The sequence below is a fragment of the Bradyrhizobium sp. MOS002 genome (assembly GCF_003020115.1).
Lineage (GTDB): Bacteria > Pseudomonadota > Alphaproteobacteria > Rhizobiales > Xanthobacteraceae > Bradyrhizobium.
The window spans coordinates 394035-419314 of record NZ_PYFX01000005.1 but is presented as its reverse complement, the minus strand read 5'-3'; the positions used below and the strand labels follow the sequence as shown (position 1 = coordinate 419314).

Below are 25280 nucleotides of genomic sequence, written 5' to 3'. Positions count from 1 at the left end.
CCAGAATCTTTCCGCGGAGGCAGCCTGGATTGCTTCGTCGCAAGGGCTCCTCGCAATGACGGTGTCGAGAGACCCGCGCTCGCGATGACGGAGCGTAAGGCTGCGCTCTATCCGCGCATCACTTCACAAAGCCAAGTCCTTCGCGCGCCGTGTCCACGGCCCATTTGTCGCTCAGTGGCAGCGCGAGCACACTGTTGAAATCCGCGCGCGCATGTTTGGCGTCGGACATCATCATGTAGAGGAGAGCGCGGTTGACCAGGGCGAGCTGGCTTTTCGGATCGAGCCGGATCGCCTCGTTGTAGTCGGCGAGCGCGCGATCGTGCTGTCCGATGTCCCGAAACAGACCGGCGCGACTGTTGTAGGCCTCCCAATTCCCCGGCTGCAGTCGGATCAGTTCGTCGAAATCGGCAAGGGCGCGTTTGTCGTCGCCCTTCCCGTGCAGGACGACGCCGCGAACGAGATAGGCCTTCTCGAAAGACGGCGTAATCCTAGTAACGTCATCCAGCTCCCGGATAGTGCTGTCGGCATCGTCCTTCTTCAGGAACACCATGGCCCGGCAATAGTGGCCGCCGGCCCTTCCGGGCTCCAGGCGGACGGCGCTGTCGCAGTCGTCCAGAGCCGCATCGATCTCGCCCTTGTGGAGACGAATGGTGCTGCGCAGCTCGTAGGGCCAGGCGGCGGCCGGATTGCGCTGCATCGCCTCGCTGTAATCGGCGACGGCGTGATCGGTGTCGTCCTTCGCCGCATACACCTCCCCTCGCATGACGAGCGCACGGTAAGCCTGCTTGGGGCTGCGTTCGATGGCCTCGGTGAAGCCGGCGATCGCGCCGTCGAAATCGCCCCTGTTGAAATACGCCTCCGCGCGCGAGGTGTAGGCCGGCCCATAATTTGGGTCGAGGCGAATGGCCTCGTTGTAGTCGATCATGGCGTGATCGCGATCGCCTTTGGCAGAATAGGCGCGACCGCGGCAGTTATAGGCCCGCCCGAAATTCGGATCGATCCGGATCGCGGCGCTGCAATCCTCGAAGGCGCGATTCCAGTCGTGCTTGATGTAGTAGGCTTCGCCGCGCAGCTCGTAAGCGACTGCATTGGTTGCATCGGCTGCAATGATCTCGGTCTTCTCCGCGATGACGCGGTCGTTGGACGCCTCGTCGGCGCGGGCCACGGTGGTGGCGACAATGGTGACGGAGCAAAGCAGACCGAAAGCCCGCCCGATCGAACCGCAAATCATCTTGCAAAATCCCCGCGCCGAAACCGTGCCGGAGACGAAATATCGCAGCGCCCGGCTGCACAATATGTCGCAGACGACGCTGTGTCGGTTCGAGGGAGGAGGGTTACGCCGCAGTCGCCGGCGGCAGTGCCAGCACCGAATAGATCGCTTGCGCATCGCGCGAGGCGCGGAGCTTTTTGGCGATGTCCTGGTCGCGGAGGAGACGGGCGATGCGGGCCAGCGCCTTGAGGTGATCGGCGCCGGCGCCTTCGGGGGCGAGCAGCAGGAAGACGAGATCGACCGGCTGGCCGTCCATCGATTCGAAATCGATCGGACGATCGAGACGCGCGAACAGGCCGAAGATCTTTTCCAGCTTGGGCAGCTTGCCGTGGGGAATGGCGACGCCGTAGCCGACCGCGGTGGTGCCGAGCTTCTCGCGCTGCAGGAGCACCTCGAACACGGAACGCTCGTTCTGCCCGGTCAGCTCGGCGGCCCTGGCCGCGAGTTCCTGAAGCGCCTGCTTCTTGCTGTTGACCTTCAATGCCGGGAGAATCGCCTCGGGCGCGACCAGATCGGTAATCGGCATGGAAGTCTTCCGAGGTGAATGAAAATGTCGGGTTCCGAATTGGCCAGCCTGGACAAAGAACCTGGGCGGGCCGACGTCGAGAAGTTGAAGCAGGAAGCGGACTTAGCTCGCCCCTGATGTGGGGGGCTTCTACTCCAACGCAATCCCGGTGCCAACTCCCGCGTGCAGCTTTGCCCCGGTCATTGTTAAGGCGGAAAGGGGCCCCCGGCGCGGGTTCCCGGAGGTCGCGCGGCGGCCTCAGGCCTTGCCGTCCGCCTTGACCTCAGCCTTGGCCCCAGGGGGGTCGATCCAGCCGACATTGCCGTCGGCCCGGCGGTAAATGATGTTCACCCGGCCCGAGGAACCGTGCTGAAAGACCAGGCAGGGCGCTCCGCTGAGGTCGAGTTCCATGACCGCTTCGCTGACGGAGAGCGGCTTCAGCGCGGTGGTGGCCTCGGCGATGATCACGGGGCTGTAGCCGGTGACCTCGTCCTCGTCCTCACCCTCGCCCGGCGCCTCCAGCACGTAGCTCGTGGCATCCATGGCGGCCAGCGCCGCGGAGGCGACATGGGCCTTGCGGGCGGAGCGGTCCTTGAGCCGGCTCTTGTAGCGCTTGAGCCGCTTCTCGATCATCACCAGCGCCTGGTCGGCACTCGCATAGGCATCCGGTGCGTTCGAATCGGCCTCGAGCGTGATTCCCGAATCAAGATGCAGCGCACAGTCGGTGCGGAAGCCGAAGCCATCCTTGCTCAGCGTGATGTGGCCCGAATAATTGCCATCGAAGTATTTGCGCAGGACCTCTTCAGTCCGGTCGGTGACGCGGCCGCGCAGGGCCTCGCCGACGTTGACGCTCTTTCCCGAGATGCGGAGAGTCATGTGAACCTCGCTTGGTTCGTGCCTGGCCAGGATCGGGCCCGATAGCAGATTGACAGTAGCGCGATTTGGCGCCGGTGCAATCAGGCCGGTTCGGGATTGCGGGAGCGATCGGCCATGGCGGTGGAGAGGACGTTACCAAGAGCGCTCTGCTTGTCGCGACGGCGTTGCACCGAGGACGGAATGCGCATGGCTTCGCGGTATTTCGCGACCGTGCGGCGGGCAATATCAATGCCCGAGCCGCGCAAGCGTTCCACGATGGTGTCGTCGGACAGGATAGCGGACGGCGCCTCCGCATCGATCAGCAGCTTGATGTGGTGACGCACGGCTTCGGCCGAATGCGCCTCGCCGCCATCGGCCGAGGCGATCGAGGCCGTGAAGAAATATTTCAGCTCGAACGTGCCGCGATTGGTCGCCATGTATTTGTTGGCGGTGACGCGCGACACCGTGGATTCATGCATCTGGATGGCGTCGGCGACGGCCTTCAGATTCAGCGGTCGCAGATGCGCCACGCCATGGGTGAAGAAGCCGTCCTGCTGGCGCACGATCTCGGTTGCGACTTTGAGGATGGTGCGGGCGCGCTGGTCGAGCGCGCGCACCAGCCAGGTCGCGTTCTGAAGCGCGTCGGTGAAATAGGATTTGTCGCCGTCCTTGCCGATCTTCTTCGAGAGCTGCGAATAGTAGGTCTGGTTGACCAGCACGCGCGGCAAGGTGTCGCTGTTGAGTTCGACGTGCCAGCCGCCATCGGGACCAGGGCGGACATAGACATCAGGCACCATGGTCTGGAGCCGGGCCGTGCCGAACTTTATGCCGGGCTTGGGATTGAGCCGGCGGATCTCGCCGATCATGTCGGCGATGTCCTCGTCGTCGACGCCGCAGACCTTGCGCAAGGCTCCGATGTCGCGCTTGGCGAGGAGATCGAGATGCTCGACCAGGGCCTGCATCGCGGGATCGTAGCGGTCGAGCTCGCGGAGCTGGATCGCCAGGCATTCGCTCAAATTGCGCGCGCAGACGCCGGGCGGATCGAATTTCTGCAGCACGGCAAGAACGTTCTCGACGTCCTGTTGCGATGCGCCCAGCCGTTCGGCGGCCTGGCCGAGATCCGGTGGCAGATAGCCGGCCTCGTCGACGAGGTCGATCAAATACTGGCCGATCATGCGCTGCGCGGCCCCGGCGAAGGCAACCGAGAGCTGCTCGGCGAGATGGTCGCCGAGCGTGGTCTCCGCGGCGACGAAGGCTTCGAGATTGTAGTCCTCGTCGCCGGAGGCGCCGCCGCCCCATTCGGTGTAGGTGGTCGGCGCCGCATCCTGGGCGTTGCGGGCGGCCGCCTCGGCCGGTTCCTCGGAGAAGACGTTGTCCAGCCCGGTGTCCATGGTCTGCTCGATCTCGGCGCGGGTGCCGAGATCCTTGCTCATCCACTCTTCCTGGCCGGGCTCGAAGGCTTCGCCCGGGCCGCCACCCGGCTCGTCGTTGTGGCCGCCGTCGCTATCGTTGAACTGGCCGGTCTCGGCCGGGCCCTCGCCCGCAGGGGGCTCGTCGTTGGCCCGCTCCAGCAGCGGGTTACGCTCGAGTTCCTCTTCCACGAACGTCGTGAGATCGAGATTGGACAATTGCAGCAGCTTGATCGCCTGCATCAACTGCGGCGTCATGACCAGCGACTGCGATTGCCGGAACTCTAATCTCTGCGAAAGCGCCATGGAGCAAGAACCGATCCCAAAAAGTTGGTCCGATTTTTGCTTATCCTAGTCCAAGCCCGATGTACACGTCTTGACGAATTGGAAAAACGGGCTAGAGGCGGAATTCCTCGCCAAGGTAAAGGCGGCGCACGTCCGGATCGGCGACGATCTCATCCGGGCTCCCCTCGGTCAGGATTTCACCGGCATAGACGATGTAGGCGCGATCGGTGAGGCCGAGCGTCTCGCGCACATTGTGGTCGGTGATCAGCACGCCGATGCCGCGGTTGGTGAGATGGCGGACGAGGTCCTGGATGTCGCCGACCGCGATCGGATCGATGCCGGCAAAGGGCTCGTCGAGCAGCATGTAGTTCGGACGCGTCGCCAGCGCGCGCGCGATCTCGACGCGGCGCCGCTCACCGCCGGACAGCGCGATCGACGGCGATTTCCGCAGGCGCGTAATGTTGAATTCGTCGAGCAGCGAGTCGAGCTGCTGCTCGCGCTTCTTGCGCGAGGGCTCGACCACTTCGAGCACGGCACGGATGTTCTGCTCGACGGTGAGACCGCGGAAGATCGAGGCTTCCTGCGGCAAATAGCCGATGCCGAGCCGCGCACGCTGATACATCGGCAGCTTGGTGACGTCGTGGCCGTCGAGCTCGATCGCGCCGCGATCGGCCTTGATCAGGCCGGTGATCATGTAGAACACGGTGGTCTTGCCGGCGCCGTTGGGGCCGAGCAGGCCGACCGCTTCGCCGCGGCGCACATAGATGCTGACGCCGCGCACGACCTGGCGGCTGCCAAAGCTCTTTTCCACGCTATGCACAGCCAGGAAGCCCGGCCGCTTCAAGAGCTGAGGTGCGCCGGACCCGTTGGGCCTGCCGGCAGCCCTGACGGGGTGAACCGCCTGGGCCCGGGGCGGCTCGGCCTGATAGTCGCCTTGATAGTCCCCTTGGAACTGATCGGGTGCATGCACCGGCTGGTTACGGGCGATCGGCGGCGCGTCCCTGACCGGGCTGGCCACGAGACCGCCGACGCTGTCACCGAGCGCGGTGATGTCCTGGCGCGCAAATCCTGGCCGGCCGCGTTTGGCGGGGCGCCGACGGAACATGCTGAAGAGATCGACCATCCCCGCCTTCTAGCCTTTCGCGACGATCCTGCGCGATATTCGCGCGATCTGCAGCGCCGGCCTCAGGATTCGCCGACGCAGCATGAATGAAGGGATGTCTCATGCCCAGTGAAACACGCCCGAAAAGCGGCGAACCCCGCTTCGAAAGCCCTTCGCGCTAGATACAGTCTCGGCGGGCAAGCTTCAACCTCGGATCGGCAGCGCTCGACCCAAGCGTCTGAAATCATTCTTCAAATTTACTTTGGCTTAGTTGCGCCAGGCAATTGCAAAGGTCCCGCGCCGGGCTTGGCCGGGCCGCCGGATCCGCAATCATTGCCGCCGCCCTGCGGCAGCAGCGCCTGCACCCGGCCGCTGTCGGATTCCACACGCGACACGCCCGTGGTCATGTCGACCGCCAGCCGGTCGCCGCGCAGCACGTTCTTGCACTGCGTCAAGACGACGCCGCCAAGCATGGTGATGAGGTTGGTGCGGGTGTCGAACACGGCGGTCTCGCCCGTCACCACCTGGTCCTTCTGGGTGACGACGACGTTGCCGCGCGCCTCCAGCCGCTTGATCGAGGAGTTCCCCCCCGGCCCCGGCGTCGCCGACTGCATCGGCGCCCCCTTTGCCGCCTTCGCCGCAGGCTGTGGCGCGGCCGGCTTGTCGCCGCCCGAATCGTAAAACACCACCAACGTCTTTGAGGTCATGGTGGTGTCGCCTTGGATGACCTTCACATTGCCGGAGAAAGTCGCTTCCTTCTTCTTGTCGCGCATTTCGAGCGAGGCGGCTTCGATCTGGATCGGCTGATCGCGGTTCTGCGAGAAGCCCTGCATCGCGTTGGGCACGCCTTGCATCGTGCTCTGCGCGCTTGCCGCACCCGTTGCGATCAGCGCGATGCCGACGGCGAGCGAGGCCGCACCGAGGATGACGCACCGCTTGTCTTCGTTGCGCGGGAAAAACCTGATCATGAAAATCACTTTGAATTGGCGGACTTGTTCTGGGGCGTACGTGTCTTCGCCGCCGGCGCAGGCTCGGATGGCGCAGGCTGAGCGGCGGCAGGGTCGTCCAGCTTGTCGAGGTGCATCACCACATTGCCTTCGAAGCGGATGACATCGCCGCCCTCCGTGATCCGCAGCCGATCGGCGGTCAGCGTTCCGTTGGTCAGCTTGACGTCGACATGCTCATCCGAGGAGACCGTGCCCTTGCCCATGTCGACGAAGGCCGAATTCAGCCGCGCCTCGTAGCCGGTCGAGGTGCGCAGGAAGATGTCCTTGTGCAGGTCGAGCTGCTGCTGCTTGTTGTCGAACCTTCCGGTGCGGGCATCGAGGAACAGAGTCGATTGGTCTTCCATCAGAACTTTCGCGCGCAGATCATGAAGATCGACATGATCGGGATCGGTGATGTCCTGGGTCGCGGTCTTGGCCCAGAGCTCATAGGGCCGCTGGTCCGGGGTGAAGCCGGACATATGCGGCGATTCCATCGTGATCTTGGTGCCTGTCACCACGAGATTTCCGGAGTCGAGCTTCACGGGGATCTGGAATGGGTTGAAGATGGTCGAGATGAGGACGAGCAGACCCATTGCCGCAGCCACTGTCGCCGGCACCGCGATGCGCAGAATCCGCACCAGGCGGCTGTGGCGCGCCGCGCTGGCGAACTTCGCCGCAAGCGCGGCGTCGTAGGTGACATTATGGGCCGAATTCACCTGGGCTCCTGAGGTGTCGCTCGCCTTGTCCGGTTGGCGGGCGCCCCATTGTAGCCGGCAACGCCAGAATATGCAGCCTGCGACAGGCCGTTACGAAAGTGTCTGAAACGGGGCGACCGCCCCACCCGCCCGTCCAGCGAACCGCTAGGAATGCGCGAAAATGTCCTCTTCGGCCCAGCCCTGGAGATCGAGCAAAGCGCGGGTCGGCAGGAAGTCGAAACAGGCTTTGGCCAGCGCGGTGCGGCCTTCCCGCGCCAGCATGGCATCGAGCCGCTCGCGCAAGCCGTGCAGATGCAGCACGTCGGAGGCGGCGTAGGCGAGCTGCGGCTCGGTCAGGCTGTCGGAACCCCAATCGCTCGATTGCTGCTGCTTGGAGAGATCGACATTGAGCACCTCGCGCACGAGGTCCTTGAGGCCATGGCGGTCGGTATAGGTGCGGATCAGACGGGAGGCGATCTTGGTGCAGTAGATCGGCCCGGTCATGACACCAAACGTCTGGTACAGCACCGCGACGTCGAACCGCGCAAAGTGGAAGATTTTCGTGTTCGCGGGATTGGCCAGCAGGGCCTTCAGGTTCGGCGCGTCGGTATGCCCCTTGGGGATCTGCACCACGTCCGCGCTGCCGTCGCCGGGCGAGAGCTGCACCACGCAGAGGCGGTCGCGATGCGGGTTCAGGCCCATGGTCTCGGTGTCGATCGCCACCGCTCCGGTGTAGCGGGACAGATCGGGCAGGTCGCCGCGGTGCAGGCGTACGGTCATGGCGTTTCAAACCTCAATCGAATCGGTGCGCCTTGGCAGGCTAATCCCCGGGACAGACGCTGGCGAGGGCCGGCCGCGATGTATCCGCTGGCAGCCGCCGGCGCAAGCATCGGGCGCGGCTAGTAATTCAGGCGCATGAGCACGTCGTTGACGCCGAAGGGGCTTAAGGGCGCATCACAAGCGCCGCGCCGCGCGAAGACGCAGGCCGGCTTGTCATCGCTCATCATCGCGCAACTTCGTCGCGAGAAATCCGCCGGCAATTCGCTGGCCAGGCTCGCCGGGCCGATGATGCGGTTGAACGCGGCCTGGTGCGTCTTCACCAGAGCCGGAAGTCGTCCCTTGGCTAGGGGGTCGTCCCGATAAAAGGAATAGATCGGCTTGCGGGCCGCGAGCTGCCCACGTCCGGGCACAAAGGGATAGTTGATCGCGTACAGGGCCAGACCGCAGGCTTCGGGATCGGCCTCGAGCTCCGCCATCAACTGGGCGACGCCGATGCCGCGCATCCAGTTGTCACGCATGATGAGCGTTGCGCCCGACAGACCGAGCGAGAGCAGCAGCCAGCCGCCACATACGACGGCAAGTGCCCGGGAGCGCCACGCGCTTCGCCGGCGCATCATCCGGACCCAATCGGCGGAGCCAAGTGCCGCAGCGATGATCAGCAGGACGATCGACAGGAAAATGAAACGGTATTCCTTGTGCACGATCATGCTGTGAAACGCGACGTTCACGACGGCCGCGACGATCAGCAGGGGGGCATGTCGCCAGCCGCGCCAGAGCGCCAGCAGCATCAGCAGCGTCGTGCCCGACCACAGAATTGAAGCCTGGAGAACGTAAGCGGCCGCCGGCGCGTCACCGAATTCCGATGCGCGGTCATGCAGGAGGTTTTGCTGAATATTCTGGACGAGCCACGCAAACGGCGCTGAGCCGTGGGCCAGGTCGAGGGCGCCGGACAGCACCAGGACAACGCATCCGCCCGCGACAAGGGCGATCGCGTTTCGCACGTCGCGCCAGCACGCCGCCAACGCAAACACCGCGCAAGCCGGCACATATTGAAAGCGCCAGACACAGCCGAGAGCAAGCAGTGCGCCTGCAGTGAAGAGCCGGTTTCGCGCCAGTTCGCCCGTCAGCAGATAGGCCGCCGGCAGGATCGCGGCCGTCGCCAGCGGTTCGCTCAACGTGTGGGGCGCGTAGTAGACCAGCTCGAACCAGACCGCGGCGGCGAAGGCCGCGACGACGGCATGCGACCTGGAGATGCGTTCGCCGAAATGCCAGGCCGTCACGACGATCGACAGCGAGGCGAGCCCGACCACAAGGCGAGGCACGACGAAGGCGCCCCACCCGCCCGGCGCAAGCCAGTCTCCGAGAGCGACCGGCCCTGCGAACAAGGTCGGCAGAAACCAGCTCCGGATGCCGTCGCGCCATTCCCAGGTGACGACCCCGTGGTGGCCAAGCAGGCGCCAGGCCGGCTCCAGATATTGATACAGCTCGTCGACGTGAACGATGTTCGGCCAGAAGGCGAGCGGCAGCCGGACTGCCGCAGCCAGCAGCAGCAATGCGCACAAGGCGCCGTACCGCGTCGCAAAGCTTTCGGCTTTGCCGGCGGGTGCGATGGCGGGCAGGGCTGCGGCGCTGGTCGTCATTGTCTTTTGGCTTCGCCGGCCAAACCGGATTGGGGCCTGACGTAAACGGTCTCGTAAGCGCCGGTGTATTGCTCGCGCCAGCCTCGCCGCTCCACCAGAAACTGACGCAGCTGTTCGTGCGCCTTGACCCACAGCACGGCGTCGATCCGGTATTTGTCGAGCACCATGTCCCACGCGGCTTCGTCGATCTCCCAGCTCACCAGCTTGAAATAGTCGCGTAGCAAATCGTCGGGATAGGCGGTCGCGGCGCGGCCGTCGACGAACAGGGGGACGGTGCCGTGCGTCCCGAAAATCAGGTAGCCGCCGACATTCCAATTGTTCAGGACCCGCTTGCCTTCAAGATGCTTTTGCAGATAGCCCGCATCTTCGCTCGACAGCATCGGCGGAAGCGCGAGCGCCGGCGCAACGCGCAAATAGGCCATCGGCAGGGTGCACAGACCGACGAGGCCCGCGGCCAGCAACGGTCCGCGCACGTCGAGAGCGGTGAGGCGCCGAGGCAGCAAGCGGCTGAGGTGAAGCGCCATCGGCGCGGTCGAGAAGATGAAGAAGAAAGCGATGTACCTGAACTGATACAGCCCCAGGATCAGGAACAGCCAGGACATCAATCTCGGCTCGAGCGGGATGGGTCTGGAGTTTCTGTAGCGAAGCTCGAGCGCGACAAAGGCCAGCATATACAGGATGCCGGGAATGCTGCCCGGCATTTCCATGTTGTGATAGTAGGACAGCCATTCGCCGATATTGCCCTGGACGAAGTGCCCCATCGTCGCGGCGGCACCGGCATAGATATTCCAACCGAGCGGATTGACAAAGGTCGCGGCAAGGCACGCGATCCCCGCGAGAGCAAGAATCCTGAGCTCGGCCCAGGCGCCTCTGAGCACGGCGGCGCCGCAGAAGACGCCAATCACGAAAAAGCCGAGCAGAAAGCCGCCGTGCAGATTGGCCCAGAGCGCCATCAACACGGGAAGCACGAACCATCGGGTTCGTCGCAGGCATTCGCGATAGAAGACGACGCTAAACAACATCGTGCATGTATTCGGCGAGACCGCGAGATACATGTTCGGCGAAGCTTCGTAAGCGGGATAGAGCAGGCAGGCCAAGAAGACCGAAACGCAAACCGCGATCGCCGACGCGCCGTAGCCGAGAGAGATCGCAGTCAGGATGCCGACGATCGCTGCACCACAGGCCACCGTCGACAGGACGAGGCCGCCGAAGCCTGCGTATTGAAACGTCGCACTGGCAAGCACGTCCCAGAGCCAGGACAGATTGAGCCATGGCTTGTCGCCGTGGGTGAACGACCAGGGATCGTGGAGCGGGATGGCGTTGCGTTCCCGGATGAGATCTCCGGCTGCCAGATGCCAGCCCAGATCGTAATGACCGAGCAAAAGCGGCGCGTTCAAAACGTAGAACAGGCAGATGAACGAGATCAGGAACAGGTAGATTCCCGATCTCAGGAAGAACGGGCTGATCGCGTTCGCAACCCTGTCGAATGCCGGCTCGTGCCAGACCTGGTGCTGATCCACCGCTTCCCTCACGACAAAGCGAGCCCGATGGCTCCGCGCTCGCCGACGGCCGGATGCGAGCCTGCCCGCTGACTTAGGGCCAAGTTGTCTAAAGTGGGGTAAATTCGGACGGTGCAATCAGGGGGATTGGCGGAATGAAATTTGGCTCGAAGGCGGGCTTCCGAGGCCTCCAAGCAGCTGGTTAGACTTGGAAATTTCAGCGCCCAGAGAGGCTAGGCTGGCCTCCTTGGACGCTTTGATTGCACGCGGACTCGCCGACGCAGGCCGGACTAGGCCAGGCTCAGACGTGTTCGATCGGCTCGAAGCCAGACTGGCGGTCCAGACGGACGGCAAGTGATCCTCACCGTCACCGCTGAGGCAGAGCCCGTGCGTGCCTTAAACGTCCCGCCGTCATTATTCGTTAGCGTAGCTCTTATTCCACATTCAGGTGAACCAACGCTGGGCCTTCGATCACCAAAGTTGCATGTATCACCTATTGGTCGAAAATCTCGTAAGTCAGGTCAAGGCGCATTCAAAGGCATTGACTGAAGAGGGCGTAGCCGAAGCCGCATACCCCCTCGTTTTCCCTTCCCGCTCGCCGTCCGGCCCTTCCGCCGCACCCGCCGGTCTACCGTCTCGCTGAGCTTCGCGCGCTCGCAGTGGTATTGTGTTCCAGATTTTCGATACGCCGAACGGAGACCTCCAATGAAGCTCAAACTTGCCGCCGCGATGCTCGCCGCAAGCCTCCCGCTCGCATCGATGGCTTTCGCCGAAGGCACCGCGCCAGCCGACCTTGCAGTGATCGATACCTGCCTGAAGACCGCGGAGAAAACCGGCGGTTTCGGCGGCGCGTGCGTCGGGCTCGTCGCCGACCCCTGCATCAAAGCGGCAAAGGGCGCGAATGACGACGTCGCCAAATGGAAAGCCTGCGCGGCGCGCGAACTCGCCATTTGGACGCAGAAAACCAGTGAGGCGCTAAAGAAGGTTCAGGCCGGCGGGTTCGCCGACGTGATCCAAGCGGTCAATGACTCGCAGAAAACTTTCGCCGCGTCGCGTGATCGCTTCTGCGCGGTCTTCGACAAAGTCGAGCCCGGCATGTACCCGGGCGACGCGAGCTACTGCCGCCTGCGCGAGACCGCGAACCGCTCGCTGAGCCTGATCAAGCTCGGCGCTGCGGTCAACGAGCACTGAGACCTCTTAGGCGCTTGGGGTCATCAGCTTTACCGACCTTTTCCCACATCGCGACGACGGCTTCGGCCGCGAGCGCGGTGGACGTCGTTCATAGCTCACCTAGCATCCGGGCAACGGCTGTCGGCGCGTAGCGCTTGCCTGAGCGACTGAAGCCAGCCGCCTCCAGATCGCCTGCGATCCGGCCCGACCCGACGAGCGATGTAGGCCATTCGGTACGCCACGAGCGCCGTGCCTCGGTTTTGTGTACCGGTCAGCAGCTCAAATTCCCTGCAAAAGCGATTTCAATCGCTTGAGTAGGAGGTGGTGCCCAGGAAAGGATTCGCTGGCCTAGCTTACACCCTATTGATTTTGCTAATATTTTTCAAGCCCTCGATTGGCTTGTTACACAGTGCTGTATTGCACTCGATGATCCCTCCGGTTGGGTCTCGACTTGGAAAGAACTTTTTCCAAAGTTGTCCAACGATCATTCGATGGTTGATGCGGTTGCGATACAAACCGTATTGTAGGCTTCTGCGTTGTTGCATACGCTGCAACTCGCGGGATGCGGATGAATCTCGATTCGAAAAACAAACGGCCCGAAGAGATTTCTCCCAACGAGCCGTTTGAATGGTCCAGTAGCTCCTGTTCGAGGCACTTGGATCGCCAGTGGGGCGGGGCCACATCAACCTTGGCAGAGAGATTGGCCCTGCCGCCACATACGAATCAGCTAGCCGACTCGCAGGAGCATGGTGGTGCCTCGTGTTCCGAGAGTCCACGCCGGCTGGCCGGATTCCTGTGGCCATCCCGCTTTTCCCCAATGCATGCGGATAGATAGACTGCCAGCCAATCTATCGAGCCCAAGCGAAATACTGATCCGCGCGGCTCCCCATTTGAGTGAGGTGGCGGACATTCGCCTGCAATTACCCGCGCCGTAAACCCTCCCCGCACCTTCGCCCAAAAATCCCATCCAGAGTGTAGGCCGCGAAGGCGGTTTCCAGCGCTACCGGCGACTTTAGCTTAGCCACCGCTCAGTCGCCCTTGACGCTACCTAGTCATCACAGGGGTTCGCTCGCGCTTTAGCTCGTGCCGCCTCTAGTAAGACCCCGGTGTCTTCCGGAAGACTACAATCCTACGGCGAACGTATACTGGCTGGCCGTCGCGAATCTGCTTACTGAAGCTGGGGGGAAGATATGGCCATCCGCAAGCGGGGCAATCGGCTGGAGAGGTGGGAAGTCGCTTTGATTAAGGCGATGCTCGTAAAAGCCGGCTCGAACGATCAAGACATACTGGCATACTTCACCCGCCCGACGCGTTCGATCAACCATCGCGCAATTGGCGAGATCAGAACGGAGAAAAAGCACAAGCTGGTAAAAGCAGCGAGCGAGGCGGAGCTAGAGGAATTTATAGCGACATGGCCTGACATCGACCCGCAGACGGGATTGAGTTTGAGAGGCGACGAGTTGCTGATCAAAGCTCGCGAGGCGATGATTGCTGCGGTTCATATCTTCAACAGCGCCGGGCTTACTTTTCGCGCCGAGCTCTTCATCGTAACCAGCATCATTGCATGGACCTATCTTTTGCATGCGTGGTTTCGCCGGGAGAGAATTGACTATCGCTATATTGAGGCGGACGGCACGGTAAAGAAGACCAAGCAGGGAGAAGATTGCTATTGGGAGCTGGGGAAGTGTCTGCGTCACGCGCGATGTCCCGTGCCCAAGGGAGCGATTGCTAATCTAGAGTTTCTGCTATCGCTTCGTCACGAGATCGAACATCGATCCACCAACCGAATAGACGACGCCGTCAGCGCGAAGCTTCAGGCTTGCTGCATCAACTTTAACGAATCTATGAAATCGCTGTTTGGAGCTCAATTTGGATTAGAGCGGCGGCTACCTATAGCACTCCAATTTGTCACCTTCAGTGCCGACCAGCGCTCAATCCTCAAGAAGGCGAGCGATCTGCCCCAGCACATTGAGACCATGATGGATGCGTTTCATCAGACCCTAACGGAAGAACAGCAGGCTGACCCGCGATTTGCATATCGCGTTGCCTTCATCCCGAAGACAGGCAATCGTGCATCTAAAGCTGATGTGGCAGTCGAATTCGTTAGGCCTGACTCCGCAGAGGGCCGAAAGATCAATAGCGTGCTGCTTAAAGAAGTGGACAAGCGCCGCTTTACCGCGTCGCAGATCGTCAAAATGATGCGCGACGAAGGTTTTCAGAAATTTGGACAGCACGCCCATACGGTTCTTTGGCAGGAGTTAGACGCCAAGAATCCCGCAAAGGGATTTGGAAGAACGGGTGATTACCCCAATACATGGGTTTGGTTTGACTCTTGGCTCACCCGCGTTAGGGCTCATTGCCAAGAGCACAAAGACCGCTACGTATGATGATCACGGCCCCGATCCGTTGGCCGTTCGGTCCCCGGTCGCTTTCGGTTTGGGGTCCCAAATTTAAGACTTGACCTCGTGGCGACGGCTGCGAACTTTCCCCCCCATGGTCCCCTTCAATTTCTGAAGTATCGTTCAGCCCTGTGTCCACGGTCCGACGGTTCTGCGCCTCGTGCGGCCAGCATCACGCTCCCCGCCTGCAAAACCGCGCGCCATCCCTCCCGAATCGCCTGAGTCCATTTGACTCATGCGCCCCCTCTTGCGGGACGATTCCTCCGAAAAATATGGTGACAACGCTCGTTGACTAAGTTTTTCGCGGGCCACCATTGAGAGGGAAAAAAACCGTGAAGCGCAAGTTCGTAGCCTATTATCGCGTATCGACCCCGAAGCAGGGCCGCTCCGGCTTGGGTCTCGATGCACAGAGAGCCGCCGTGGCGAAGGCAGTAGGTGATGGGCCCACCAGCATCATCGCTGAGTTCACCGAGGTGGAGAGCGGTAAGCGCAACAATAGGCCGGCCCTAGACGAGGCGCTCACCTCAGCACGACTGCACCGGGCAACCCTTGTGGTCGCAAAGGTTGACCGCCTGACACGCTCGGTGGGCTTCTTGGAGCGGTTGCTAGATGCAGGGGTTGACGTGCGCTTCGCTGACCTCCCGGCTATTGAGGGGCCCACCGGGCGCTTCATGCTTCAACAGATGGCCGCAGTGGCGGAGCTAGAGGCAGGGCTGATCTCTGCACGCACGAAGGCAGCCCTTGCGGCAGCGAAGGCACGGGGGCAACGGCTTGGGGGACACCGAGGGGGGAGCCTGTCCAGTGACGCACAGGCGAGAGGAAGAGAGGAGCAATCCCGGCTTGCTGACAGACGAGCAGCGGACATCGCCCCATTGCTGATGAAGCTCCGGTCTAAGGGCATCACGTCACCCACCGAGATTGCACGAACACTGACCGAGCACAGCATCCCCACGGCAAGGGGTGGAGCCAAGTGGTCAGCACCACAGGTCACGCTGATCGAAGCACGGCTCGCAAGGAGGCCATAGTCGCGAACGAAAACGAGTCTGCCTCTCGAATAATTTTCGTGCTCGATTTGGAGTTTTCCATGGGCGAATTCTCGCAAACTAGGCCGCGAATTCCTACATGAAGCGGGGCGTATTCTCATGAGAGGAACGCCGCATCATGACTTGTGGAATGAGGAAATGACCAACCAACACGTAGCACCGGACAAGCACGACGAACGAATTGCGGAAGCTCTTAGCGTTTGTCTGACCTATCTCGATCAAGAGGAGGCATTTGTGCAAGGCAACCGAGAAACCTTGCCCGATGTCACTCCCCTGCTCGCCGCCCGTTTTCCATCCAGCACCCTTCTCGAGGCAGCATATGCGCACGGCGTAGATGGCATCGAGTCGCCGACAGTATCAGTCCTTATCGAGGATTCGAAGGCAGAGAATCCTCGTCACTTTGACCCTTGGTATTTCGTTGTGTTGCTGTTGCTGGAGTTGTCGGGCGGGCGCATCGTCCTAGACCGCTCGAATATGGGCGAGTGGTTTTACGCAGCCTTCGCAGGCTCCAACAAGCGGCAGAACATCAATCTGCATCGCATGATTGCCAACACGCCGATCTGGGGGGATACGAAGCACTATGACAATGCTCACCATGATTGCCGCCGCATCCGGCTCTACTGGGTGGGCAAGAACCTTATCCGCAAGCGCGGCCAAAAAACGCGAGATGTCTCCAAGGGCCGCGAGGATATCATTCAGTTCGCGCTAGGCATCTTCAGGCGAGAATTGGAGAGGCAATACGGCTCCCAGCTTCAGGACGATTCCGTACTGCCATCGACCGACCTGACGTTGGTGGATTACGAGATGCTCTTGCGAGTCGCGCTCCAACTGGCAGATTCGGTGCATGAGAAGTACCGGGTGCAAAGCCAAGGTGCGTCCAGTGCTGCAGCCTAGCGGCAAGCGGGCGAAACGGCGGGCGGCCCTGAAGGAGAACATCCGGTTGGGGCCGCTCGCAGCATCAGCCAAATGCGCTATTCCCGGCTGCGGGCGTCAGACCATGAAGGCAGCCCGTCAAGGCCTCGCCCCTCACCACTGTAGGCGCCACGTTGAGCACCGGCAGCGTCATGGGTCCTATTGGCGGCCGAGCTTCAAGGCATCCGAGTTGCGGCCATTCATCACGGCAGCAACCGCGTACGTAGGCCTTCGGGCAGCCAACGATAAGTTCATCGCCGCCGCGATTGCGGACATGGGGCGGGCCCTAGAGGATGCCGGCCCGGTGGAGCTCGCGACGCGTCTCAAAGGGATGTCCGCCACGAAGCGAGCCAAGATCGGACTGGCGCGGCTCCGCGTTGAAGGCGTGCCTCCGCAGCGCATCGTCTCCATCGTCCTCGCTGTCTCTGCCCTGACTAGGACCGACACGACGGCCCCCCGGACGAGGGAGTTTCGGACCGTTCAGATCGCAAAGGCTATTCAGAGACTGGCCTCAGGAACACACCGTATCTGGGAGGTCGAAGATCATCAGGGCCGAAAGCGGCGGACGGAAATGCACGTCTATCCAAAGAGCACCGGGCGTGTCTTGCGGGAGATGGGCCGAATGTTGGAGCCCCCAAGCCTTGAACTGGTCGTGGAGAAGCATGTCGCGGGCGTCCTGGCCCATCGGCAGCGCTACGGGCGGCCCCGCGCGGCGAGCTGATACATGCCCGGAGGAAATCGCAAGGCGCAGCATTCGCACGAGCTATCTGATCGGAATGAAGCAGTGCGTGCATGTCGAGGGTTCGGGGAGGTCATTTTCAACACGCGCCTCACGCCCCCATGACGAAAAGACCCAACATAATGTGGTTCGATCCACTGCTCCGGGCCAAGACGACCGAGCTTTCCGGTGCGGTTCAACGTTTGCGCGATGCGCTGTTGCTGCACGAGGCCAATACCGGGCCGAGGAAGCGAGCGCGAAAAGAGGCGGACATGGAGAAGTTCGGCCTCGCCGTCGAAGCGCTGGCCTGCAACCTAATCCTACTCAGCGCGATCGAGTCCGGCCCCAAACTCGCGGTGCCCCGGTCGCACGGCTTTCTTTGGCGGGGCGATGGTGGCGCCGACCCGGTATACGGCCAACACTTCCTATCCGCATTAGATGGGCTCGCATCGCTTGGCCTGATCACAGAGGAGCAAAGGGGATATAAGCTGTCCGCTAGAATGCGGGTGCCGTCGCTCATTCGACCAAGCGCAACGCTCGCTCAGCATCTTCCGCTGGCACCACCCGAGTGGCGAAGCGTTGAGCAAATCGACGCCCGCGCTCTGATCATATTGAAGGAAGGCAAGGACGATGACGGGCGAGCGGCCACGATTGCCTTCGCGGAGACAGCCAAGACCCGCCAGCTTGCGGTGCAGATGCGGCGCATCAATGAGTTTTTGCGCAGCGCGGATATCGAGGTGACCGGTCAAAACACCGGCCTTTCTTTAGGGAGGGATGGCCAAGTCATCGCGCCCTATCGCCGCTCTCTTCGGCGTATCTTCAATAACGACAATTGGCAGCACGGAGGCAGGCTCGCTGGCGGTTTCTGGATGGGCATGGAACGAGCCGAGCGGTTTGAGCGCATTCGGATTAATGGCGAGCGAATTGCCGATGTCGATTACAGGCAGCTCTTTCCGCGCCTCGCATACGTAAGGGCGGGACAGCCGCAGCCGGAAGGTGACATATATGATGTAGCCGGTGACGGCTCCGGGCGTGATGGCTGGAAACGGCTGATGAACGCGATGTTGTTTTCGGACGGTCCGTTGCGGAACTGGCCGGAGGACACGCTTCAGCACTTTCCCTCGGGCACGAAGCTCCGGCACGCAATCAAGATGTTAGCCGCGCGCCATGCGTCTATCGCTCATTTGTTCGGCACCGGGCTGGGCTTTCAGTTGATGCGCATCGAAAGCGACATGCTGATCGGGATCATCACGCATCTCGCGAGCATTGGGGTCACCGCTCTTCCGCTCCATGACGCGGTGCTGGTCGCGGAATCGAAGGCCTACGTTGCGGAGGACGCGATGCAGGCTGCTTTCACCACGGCTACGGGATCTTCCTGCGCGATTGTCTCCATAGATTTTTTGCCCGCGATACCAGATACTTAGAGCAAAATTAACCCTTATGCCTCCGCTAATGGAGGAGGAAGCTATGGGGGGGAAACTCGGAGGGTTAGAGCTTAGAGGGTCCGTCTCAGGGGGCCTGTAAGGGCTGCCTTCAAGTTGGGGGAGTGATACCACCCCTCCTCCATTGTCACCCCTAGTGCGGCCTCTAAGGGTCACCCTTCACCAACCCTGAAGGGTCACCTCCAAGCTCGGGTGAGTGACCACCACCCCTCCTACATGGCCCCCTCAAAGGACAGCCCCTAAGACTAACCGTTTGGTCTCCTCCATAGGGCCGAACCATGTGCGCGGACCAAGGCGGTCTCAGTTTAACCCCTGACGCAGCTTCCTGATGATCGCGCGGAGGTCATCGATATACTCCTCGATGATGCGTCGAGCCTCCTCCATGCGCGTCGGCTTGGGCGTCGAACGTTTCTCGGGCTCAGGCTCACTCATGCCAAAGGCTTGGCAAGAGGACGACAGCGGTCATTGAGCTAAATCAACGGTCCTGTTCGGACTAACCTGAGGTCCGGTGCTAAAAGTGACCTGCCTGTCACCGGACGAGATTCAGGCCTGACCCCGGGTCCTCTTGTGGGGGACAAGCAACCGGTCAGGGGTCGTCTTCAAGGCACGAGCCAGGCGGGCCAGGACGATGATGGTGCAGTTACGGGTGCCCCGCTCCACCTGACTGACGTAGGTCCGATCAAGCCCCGCCTCTAGGGCCAAATCCTCTTGGGACAGCCCCAGTCCCTTACGAGCCTTCCGCACGGCCGCCGCCACCACGTCAACGATGCCTGTCTCGTCGTCCATCCGTGGGAGAAGGCCGTCATGATGACTCCCGGTCTACGGACTATGAGTCCCATTTTTCCGTTGAGACGTGATGACTATCGTCTACTATTGCGACCGCCTTTCAGGAGGGAATGCAGTATGGCCAACACAGAAGCCGCCGCATCTCGCACCCGCGAGTCCGAGCCCATCAGGGACCTATTTGACATCCTTAGCATCGGTGCGACGCTATGGGGCTTTGTCGCGCTGAGCGTCTGGGCCGAATACGAGGGGATGACAGCGCTGGGTGTCCCGGAGACGCCTCGGATATCCCTCGCGGGCGTCAGCGCCATCGCCCTATTCATCTACGCGGGGGAGCGCCTCAAGAAGGACCCGCGAGTGCAGCGATTCGTTGAGCGAATTCGTTATGTTGTGATCTTAGCTGCCGCCGCCCTGCTCGGGGCCTATCTTCACGCGAACCACAAAGACGAATCATATGAGAGTGCCCTGCGTGATGGCGCTGTGCTAGCTTGCTCAAAGATGGCGGCTTGCAAGGCGGCAGCAACCGAATATGCGAACACTCGCTAGCTAAATTGTCTGGTTGCGCAAGGCGGGACGTCTCGGGAGATCGCCTGTGGACCCGGGCCATGCAGACGAGAGAAGATCAGTTTGCGGGACAATCGGGGCAAGCGCCGCGTCAACGGATAAAACCGAAACCGACGTGCCTATCGCCTACGCCATGGCTGACTGGTCGGAGATGCCTTTCGAGCGCCCGTGTAATGGACCTGCGACTTTAAACGCATGGAGATAATCCGGGCTGAAGTCGGCCACCGTTTCGAGCTCCTTTCGTCGAAGCAGCGACACCGTGTGGCCCCGCCATTCAATGAGGTTCATCCGCCTCAACTCTTGGATTGTCCGATTGATGTGAACGGTCGAGAGACCACAGGCCTCAGCGAAGTCCTGTTGCGTGAACGGGAGACGAAAGCTGCCATCTTCCAGTAAACCCACCACCTCGAGACGGGTGGCAAGCTCGCATAAAAGATGGGCGACTCTCGGAAGTGCTCTCCTCGAGCCGAGATTTTCGACCCATTCGCGGTGGATCGCTGCATGGACAAGAGTCTCGCGCCACAAGGCATTGGTTAGGCCCGGAAAGTCGATGAGCATCGGCCGGAGGTGCGAATGCGGTATGAATGCCAGGGTGGAGGTGCCCACGCTGCAAAGCTCGTGATCCATAACAGGCAGATGCAAGGTGTGAAGATCAGGCATATCGCCGGGAAGGTAGAAGGACGATATCTGGTTGCGCTCGCGCACAACCCTTTGACGTATCAGGCAGCCGCTCATCACCACGGCGCATTGAACAGGCGTGTCCCCTTGCCGAAGGACGATATCCCGGTTTTTGAACGTCCGACTCGTATGAGGCATGCTTCGGAGCCTCGCCTGATCCTGCTCGGTCAAGCCGGCACCGGCCAGCAAACGCGCAATTAGCACTTGGTGCGGCATCGACCGCTCCCTTCCTTTGCAGGCGGGAGCGCAACGGGTCTCTCTGCCACCGGCGCCTACGGGCTAAGCCTCGGCCGGTGATGTGGTATCAACGCAGAAAGCGGCACTAGTTTCAACGTAAAACACCGCTGGAAGGTTCATCGCCTTTCCCCGAGCGGATTTAGGAACTTGGTCGTAACGACATTGGTTGCCTCCGCTGCCCGGAGGTTCTGTCATGGCCCGCTACTACTTCGATACCCGCGACAATGACGACTTCATCCCTGACGTTGAGGGGGTGGAAATCGCCACCTTTGAACAGGTCAAGATTGCGGCGTCCGAAGCCATGGCAGATTTCGCCAAGGACGTGTTACCGGGTTCGGTGGTCCGTATCTTGATGATTGAAGTCCGAGACGACTTGCGCTCTATTCTCCGCGTAGTGCTTCGCTTCGAGATTGAACACGTTGCCGCGCATTGAGGCGTCCTCGCTGGCAGTCTCCGCACTCCTTCTTATGAAGTGGCGTCGGTCCGAATTTCCGATTTGGGGCGGGGTTGCGGTCCCACTCGTGTTCGCAGGCCCTTATGGCTTGTCAGACAGCGATGACTTATGAGACATCGATGGACGGGAACTTTGCGATGGCGTTCGCCTTTGCCTTAATGGTGACGTCCCCATAGCCCTCCGAGACATTACGCGGAGCATGCCCCTGAATGGCATCCAGAACGCGCATCTCGACGCCCTGATCAATGCCCACAGTCTTGAAGCGATGGCGCCAGCCGTGGCTTGGATCAACGTTCTTGTCCTTCACCACCTCACGCACGAACTCATTGACCTTGTTACGCGCCGTCTTCACCGCGTTGCGCACGCCTAACTCGCCGGCCTTGGGGTCAATGAACAGATAGCCGCCCTTCACCTTCTCAAAGAACGCCAAGAAGCCTTCCTCGATGACTTGCCGATGGAGCACGACATCACGCGCTTCGTCCGTTTTCACCGGCCCGGCCTCGGGCGTCACATGCAGCACCCAGAGCTTCCCCTCGCGCCGAACGTCCTCCTTGCGAAGCTGGATCATCTCGCCCACGCGGGCGCCCGTGAAGGCGCATAGCCACGGCACCCACCGCTTGGCCGCTGCCAGCTTAGGGGCTTCCCGGCCGGGCACGAACTCGCGGGCATGCTTCAGGATTGCAATAGCCTCGGAATCATAGAACCCTTTTGGCCTGAGCTTGCGCGACTTGCCGACCTTGATGGTGATCCCTTCGGCCGGATTGCTGGACAGCCGGCGATTGACCACGGCCCAGCCAAACACGGTCTTCATCCCCGCAAGGTCACTGTCCTTCACGGTCTTGGGGCTCACGCCGCTCTGCACGCGGTAGTCCTTGAAGCGAACGATGTCCTCGGGCGTCACCCGGCTCGCCGTGTCGTGCTTCAGGAATGTCACCAGTCGCGCCATCGAGTTGCGATAGCTTTCATAGGTGCTCTGCTTGCGACCGGCCCGCTTGGCTTCCTTCCACCAGTCCTCGACCAGCCCGGTGAGGGAATGCTTGGGGGTTCCGCGCTTCAGCTTCTCTTTTGGCGCACCTTCAGGCGGCTGCCAGTCCGGGAAGCGGGCGGCCTTGGGGTCCGACGAATAATCCCCTCCCGCATTGCGCTGACGGCTCATGAAGGCGTCTCGCAGAGCCATCCAAAAAGCGACAAGCAACATGGCGCGCGATTCGCTGTCCACGCGGCGAATGCCCTTGGTCAGCAAGAGGCGGTCCACAATAGGGCCAAGCGGCTTCTCCAAGTGCTTGGGGTCGCCATCCTTGCCGACCTTCTCCCACATCGCGACAACGGCCGCCCATTGCACTTCCTGCTCGTCCTGGCTGTCGGTATCCGGCGCCCAGCCAACTCCGGGCGTGTGCACCATGGCGACACTCCGGGCGCGGCTCTCGCTGTCCGCCCAAACGCGATAGAGTTCGCCCGCCAAGGCCGTCGCCTGTCGGTGGCTCAGATGCACGGGGGCATCATTGCGGAGAGCTTGCCAGACGCCCTCCAGATAGGCCGCCGCAATGGCGTTAAGCGTCTTGGCCTCACTGGGATCGGCAGTGCGGAGGGAGAAACGAATGGCTTGGGTGCTCTCGCTGGGCGTCACGAAAACGAAGCTATCGCCCAGCGGGATTGCGAGTTCGACACCGATTACTTTGCGGCGGACATCAGCGGGGATGCGCTGAGCGAACCACTTGTTTTGAGACCCGTCCCGGCGCATCGGCCGAACAACCCTGAACAGCAATGTTACACCCCATTGTTACACAGTCGGGGCCAACGCAACACTCTGATCGGGCTTATCTATCTGGATTTGTTTGGCATGCAGAAAAGTATGGTGCCCAGGAAAGGATTGGACCTGGACACAGGTTGATCGTTGAAATCGCTTGGGATTTCTCGCCGTCAATGAGCGGTTGTGTACCAGTCGTGTGTCCGACCCGCAATGGCGGTTGTGGTACGAAGACTGGGGAGTTCAATCGTCTCCGGCGAGCAGTTTTGGAGGTGTCGGAGGGACGACCGAACGCAGGTACGCCTCCACCTCGTCTGCGATCTGCTGGGCGTTTTCGGCCCTCGGCTGTAACTGGTCGAAGCCCGGCCGCCCGGGGTGCAGCACGTCCCAACGCGGCTTCATGCCAGCATGTCGCCCCTTGCCCGGCGGATGGTTGCCAAACCCGTCAACCAGCGTGTTCCAGACAGGCGAGAACTTGGCGATAAGCAGCGCCTCCGCGAGCCCGATCCACTGTTCTTCAACTACCAACAAGCGACAGGCGAAGTGCTCGATGTTCAAGTTGTCTACGCCTCGGACGCTCCTCGCATGTTCGCGCACCCTTTTGCAGAGTGCTTCGCCAGGCTCGCTGTCCAGCCCGCCACCCCCCTTCCGGCCGCCAGCAGGATCGGCCTTCCCGATGTAGATCGGCACCGTCAACTCACCCTTTGAATTGGCGGCGGCAATCGCTGCGTAGGCTAGGAAATCGCCGAAATAGTAGATCGCGTAGATGCCAGCCCCATCGAACCTCGGAACATCGCCGAGTGGACGAGGCTTGCGCTCTAAAAGCGCCTCCGCGACGCTTGCGGCGAGATTTCGCTTGTCCAGTGGATTGTAAGGGGTGAACTCGCTCACGCCCGGCCCGCCGCTCTGACCTGTCTGAGCATGTCGGCCTGCAACAGCTTTTCAGCGACGCTAGCGGCCACTATTCGAGCCAGAGCCACTGGGACCGCGTTACCCAGTTGCCGCATGATCTCGCTCCACGCACCATGAAACACGTAACCATCGGGAAACGTTTGCAGTCGTGCGGCCTCTCGGGCGGTGAAGTAGCGCACCGTCCCGTCGTCCCTTACCATCATGTTCTCGCCGCCCGGCACACCGTGAACGCCGGACTTCAGAGTTTTCGCAGGCAAATCGAGAGGGCTGCCTGTGTGACCGGGATACGAGCGTGCTCCCGACTGGTAGCGATGGTTGTGGTAGCGCGCTTCTCCTCGAAGACGCTCCGGGTCGGGCAAGCCCTGAATGGCATCGCGCACGGTGACCCAAGGAGCGCGTACCACATTGGCGCGTAGGTTTAGCTGTCGCTGCTCCTCGATCCGTCCAGCAAGCGACGGCGGCATGGGGGGCCGGGCTTTGCGGCCAATGCGATGACGCTCCCAGTAGTCCTGGGTCACCCATTGATCGACCATCAGCGCATCAGCCGAGTGCGTTTCTTTGGGAAAGGACCATTTGACATCTTGGTCCTCGCGAAATCCGACGATGAACACGCGCTCTCGTCGCTGGGGCACTCCGAAGTTCGCGGCGTTCGCGAGCGTCGCAACGACGTTGTAGCTCAGTCCGGTCCGCCGGCCCGAGGTCTTCTGTCGCTGCAGGCGCTTCAGGTGATCGGCCCACTCTTCGTCGCGCTTCCGGGCGACCTCGGGGAACTCGAACTGAAGAAGGATGTACTGAAAATAATTGGCGAATGTGGGCCGGGTCAGGCCCTTCACATTCTCGACTATGAACGCTCGGGGCTGCAGTCTCCGAACAACATCCACCATCGTGGGGAACATGTCCCGATCGTCATCGTGTGCGCGATGCTTGCCGCCCATTGAGAACGGCTGACAGGGAGGTCCGCCAGCAACCAGATCAATGCCGACCGGGAGAGTGCCGAGATCAAATGACCGCACATCGCCAGCGAAGAGCGGCCAACCCTTCACAAGGGGGTAGCCGCGTTGACCGTTCTCCCTAATCGTGTCGCAAGCCCAGCGGTCCCATTCCACCACGGCCAGCGCCTCGAACCCCGCCAACGCGATGCCCATTCCGAGCCCGCCTGCGCCAGCGAACAGTTCAACCGCCTTGAGCATGCTTC

Annotated in this window: 23 protein-coding genes; 8 read left to right on the top strand and 15 right to left on the bottom strand. The window is 61.6% G+C overall.

Translation table 11 applies throughout. From position 1 onward, the window contains the following. Window positions 1-118: 118 nt before the first annotated feature. The 10 genes from C7G41_RS19225 to C7G41_RS19180 form a co-directional block, all read right to left on the bottom strand. Entirely contained in the window at window positions 119-1231 is a 1113-nt protein-coding gene (locus C7G41_RS19225) for a tetratricopeptide repeat protein (RefSeq protein WP_106944021.1), read from the bottom strand. A gap of 103 nt (window positions 1232-1334) precedes the next feature. Beyond that, the gene (ptsN, locus tag C7G41_RS19220; RefSeq protein WP_007598573.1) at window positions 1335-1796 is read right to left on the bottom strand and encodes a PTS IIA-like nitrogen regulatory protein PtsN; all 462 of its coding nucleotides are present in this window, start codon (window positions 1794-1796) and stop codon (window positions 1335-1337) included. 237 nt (window positions 1797-2033) lie between these two features. Continuing rightward, window positions 2034-2651: a ribosome hibernation-promoting factor, HPF/YfiA family gene (gene hpf / locus C7G41_RS19215; protein ID WP_106944020.1), complete on the bottom strand. Its 618-nt coding sequence runs from the start codon at window positions 2649-2651 to the stop codon at window positions 2034-2036. An 80-nt stretch (window positions 2652-2731) separates the two neighbouring features. Next, the gene (rpoN, locus tag C7G41_RS19210; protein ID WP_106944019.1) at window positions 2732-4345 is read right to left on the bottom strand and encodes an RNA polymerase factor sigma-54; all 1614 of its coding nucleotides are present in this window, start codon (window positions 4343-4345) and stop codon (window positions 2732-2734) included. 91 nt (window positions 4346-4436) lie between these two features. Then, the gene (gene lptB / locus C7G41_RS19205; RefSeq protein WP_106944018.1) at window positions 4437-5447 is read right to left on the bottom strand and encodes an LPS export ABC transporter ATP-binding protein; all 1011 of its coding nucleotides are present in this window, start codon (window positions 5445-5447) and stop codon (window positions 4437-4439) included. 236 nt (window positions 5448-5683) lie between these two features. Continuing rightward, a complete protein-coding gene (locus C7G41_RS19200) occupies window positions 5684-6394 on the bottom strand; it encodes an LptA/OstA family protein (protein ID WP_199198474.1) in 711 nt (236 codons plus the stop codon). Between the two features lie 5 nt (window positions 6395-6399). Then, window positions 6400-7128 (bottom strand): LPS export ABC transporter periplasmic protein LptC, encoded by a 729-nt coding sequence (lptC, locus tag C7G41_RS19195; protein ID WP_106944016.1) that lies wholly within the window; start codon window positions 7126-7128, stop codon window positions 6400-6402. 144 nt (window positions 7129-7272) lie between these two features. Next, on the bottom strand, window positions 7273-7887 hold the full coding sequence (locus tag C7G41_RS19190; protein ID WP_007598566.1) for a ribonuclease D: 615 nt from the start codon (window positions 7885-7887) through the stop codon (window positions 7273-7275). Between the two features lie 119 nt (window positions 7888-8006). Further along, entirely contained in the window at window positions 8007-9527 is a 1521-nt protein-coding gene (locus tag C7G41_RS19185) for a 4-amino-4-deoxy-L-arabinose transferase (RefSeq protein WP_106944015.1), read from the bottom strand. Continuing rightward, complete coding sequence (locus C7G41_RS19180) at window positions 9524-11047, bottom strand: hypothetical protein (protein WP_106944014.1); 1524 nt, start codon at window positions 11045-11047, stop codon at window positions 9524-9526. Before C7G41_RS19180 ends, C7G41_RS19185 begins: the two co-directional genes overlap by 4 nt. Window positions 11048-11731: 684 nt before the next feature. Here C7G41_RS19180 and C7G41_RS19170 point away from each other — a divergent pair. The 6 genes from C7G41_RS19170 to C7G41_RS19145 all read left to right on the top strand — a co-directional run bounded on the left by C7G41_RS19170 (window position 11732) and on the right by C7G41_RS19145 (window position 18692). Next, the gene (locus tag C7G41_RS19170; RefSeq protein ID WP_106944013.1) at window positions 11732-12217 is read left to right on the top strand and encodes a lysozyme inhibitor LprI family protein; all 486 of its coding nucleotides are present in this window, start codon (window positions 11732-11734) and stop codon (window positions 12215-12217) included. Between the two features lie 1169 nt (window positions 12218-13386). Next, the gene (locus C7G41_RS19165) at window positions 13387-14583 is read left to right on the top strand and encodes a DUF3644 domain-containing protein (protein ID WP_106944012.1); all 1197 of its coding nucleotides are present in this window, start codon (window positions 13387-13389) and stop codon (window positions 14581-14583) included. Window positions 14584-14927: 344 nt separating this feature from the next. Beyond that, window positions 14928-15620 carry a recombinase family protein gene (locus C7G41_RS19160; protein ID WP_106944011.1) on the top strand — a complete coding sequence of 231 codons (693 nt, stop codon included), beginning with the start codon at window positions 14928-14930 and terminating at the stop codon, window positions 15618-15620. Between the two features lie 156 nt (window positions 15621-15776). Further along, window positions 15777-16532: a hypothetical protein gene (locus tag C7G41_RS19155; protein ID WP_106944010.1), complete on the top strand. Its 756-nt coding sequence runs from the start codon at window positions 15777-15779 to the stop codon at window positions 16530-16532. A gap of 208 nt (window positions 16533-16740) precedes the next feature. After that, window positions 16741-17271: a hypothetical protein gene (locus C7G41_RS19150; protein WP_245446580.1), complete on the top strand. Its 531-nt coding sequence runs from the start codon at window positions 16741-16743 to the stop codon at window positions 17269-17271. Window positions 17272-17411: 140 nt separating this feature from the next. Further along, complete coding sequence (locus C7G41_RS19145) at window positions 17412-18692, top strand: hypothetical protein (RefSeq protein WP_106944009.1); 1281 nt, start codon at window positions 17412-17414, stop codon at window positions 18690-18692. Window positions 18693-19253: 561 nt separating this feature from the next. Here C7G41_RS19145 and C7G41_RS19140 read toward each other — a convergent pair. Beyond that, window positions 19254-19496, bottom strand: a complete 243-nt coding sequence (locus tag C7G41_RS19140) for a helix-turn-helix domain-containing protein (protein WP_106944008.1) — start codon at window positions 19494-19496, stop codon at window positions 19254-19256. A 117-nt stretch (window positions 19497-19613) separates the two neighbouring features. On the opposite strand from C7G41_RS19140, the gene C7G41_RS19135 reads away from it, so the two are divergent. Next, window positions 19614-20039: a hypothetical protein gene (locus tag C7G41_RS19135; protein ID WP_106944007.1), complete on the top strand. Its 426-nt coding sequence runs from the start codon at window positions 19614-19616 to the stop codon at window positions 20037-20039. Window positions 20040-20183: 144 nt separating this feature from the next. On the opposite strand, the gene C7G41_RS19130 is transcribed toward C7G41_RS19135, so the two are convergent. Further along, a complete protein-coding gene (locus tag C7G41_RS19130; protein ID WP_106944006.1) occupies window positions 20184-20951 on the bottom strand; it encodes a Crp/Fnr family transcriptional regulator in 768 nt (255 codons plus the stop codon). Between the two features lie 214 nt (window positions 20952-21165). Between C7G41_RS19130 and C7G41_RS19125 the strand changes: the two genes are divergently transcribed. Beyond that, window positions 21166-21405 carry a hypothetical protein gene (locus tag C7G41_RS19125; protein WP_106944005.1) on the top strand — a complete coding sequence of 80 codons (240 nt, stop codon included), beginning with the start codon at window positions 21166-21168 and terminating at the stop codon, window positions 21403-21405. A 127-nt stretch (window positions 21406-21532) separates the two neighbouring features. On the opposite strand, the gene C7G41_RS19120 is transcribed toward C7G41_RS19125, so the two are convergent. The 3 genes from C7G41_RS19120 to C7G41_RS19110 all read right to left on the bottom strand — a co-directional run bounded on the left by C7G41_RS19120 (window position 21533) and on the right by C7G41_RS19110 (window position 25275). After that, entirely contained in the window at window positions 21533-23191 is a 1659-nt protein-coding gene (locus C7G41_RS19120; RefSeq protein WP_245446578.1) for a tyrosine-type recombinase/integrase, read from the bottom strand. A 225-nt stretch (window positions 23192-23416) separates the two neighbouring features. After that, window positions 23417-24064: an Eco29kI family restriction endonuclease gene (locus C7G41_RS19115; RefSeq protein WP_106944003.1), complete on the bottom strand. Its 648-nt coding sequence runs from the start codon at window positions 24062-24064 to the stop codon at window positions 23417-23419. After that, window positions 24061-25275: a DNA cytosine methyltransferase gene (locus tag C7G41_RS19110; protein ID WP_106944002.1), complete on the bottom strand. Its 1215-nt coding sequence runs from the start codon at window positions 25273-25275 to the stop codon at window positions 24061-24063. The genes C7G41_RS19115 and C7G41_RS19110 overlap by 4 nt, the downstream gene beginning before the upstream one ends. Window positions 25276-25280: the final 5 nt, after the last annotated feature.

Bases quoted from the DNA above. Each gene is read 5' to 3' on its own strand.
- C7G41_RS19165 (WP_106944012.1), top strand. From the start codon at position 13,387: ATGGCCATCCGCAAGCGGGGCAATCGGCTGGAGAGGTGGGAAGTCGCT.
- C7G41_RS19170 (WP_106944013.1), top strand. From the start codon at position 11,732: ATGAAGCTCAAACTTGCCGCCGCGATGCTCGCCGCAAGCCTCCCGCTC.
- rpoN (WP_106944019.1), bottom strand. From the start codon at position 4,345: ATGGCGCTTTCGCAGAGATTAGAGTTCCGGCAATCGCAGTCGCTGGTC.
- C7G41_RS19185 (WP_106944015.1), bottom strand. From the start codon at position 9,527: ATGACGACCAGCGCCGCAGCCCTGCCCGCCATCGCACCCGCCGGCAAA.
- ptsN (WP_007598573.1), bottom strand. From the start codon at position 1,796: ATGCCGATTACCGATCTGGTCGCGCCCGAGGCGATTCTCCCGGCATTG.
- C7G41_RS19225 (WP_106944021.1), bottom strand. From the start codon at position 1,231: ATGATTTGCGGTTCGATCGGGCGGGCTTTCGGTCTGCTTTGCTCCGTC.
- lptB (WP_106944018.1), bottom strand. From the start codon at position 5,447: ATGGTCGATCTCTTCAGCATGTTCCGTCGGCGCCCCGCCAAACGCGGC.
- C7G41_RS19130 (WP_106944006.1), bottom strand. From the start codon at position 20,951: ATGCCGCACCAAGTGCTAATTGCGCGTTTGCTGGCCGGTGCCGGCTTG.
- C7G41_RS19125 (WP_106944005.1), top strand. From the start codon at position 21,166: ATGGCCCGCTACTACTTCGATACCCGCGACAATGACGACTTCATCCCT.
- C7G41_RS19155 (WP_106944010.1), top strand. From the start codon at position 15,777: ATGACCAACCAACACGTAGCACCGGACAAGCACGACGAACGAATTGCG.
- C7G41_RS19145 (WP_106944009.1), top strand. From the start codon at position 17,412: ATGTGGTTCGATCCACTGCTCCGGGCCAAGACGACCGAGCTTTCCGGT.
- hpf (WP_106944020.1), bottom strand. From the start codon at position 2,651: ATGACTCTCCGCATCTCGGGAAAGAGCGTCAACGTCGGCGAGGCCCTG.
- C7G41_RS19110 (WP_106944002.1), bottom strand. From the start codon at position 25,275: ATGCTCAAGGCGGTTGAACTGTTCGCTGGCGCAGGCGGGCTCGGAATG.
- C7G41_RS19200 (WP_199198474.1), bottom strand. From the start codon at position 6,394: ATGATCAGGTTTTTCCCGCGCAACGAAGACAAGCGGTGCGTCATCCTC.
- C7G41_RS19190 (WP_007598566.1), bottom strand. From the start codon at position 7,887: ATGACCGTACGCCTGCACCGCGGCGACCTGCCCGATCTGTCCCGCTAC.
- C7G41_RS19140 (WP_106944008.1), bottom strand. From the start codon at position 19,496: ATGGACGACGAGACAGGCATCGTTGACGTGGTGGCGGCGGCCGTGCGG.
- C7G41_RS19135 (WP_106944007.1), top strand. From the start codon at position 19,614: ATGGCCAACACAGAAGCCGCCGCATCTCGCACCCGCGAGTCCGAGCCC.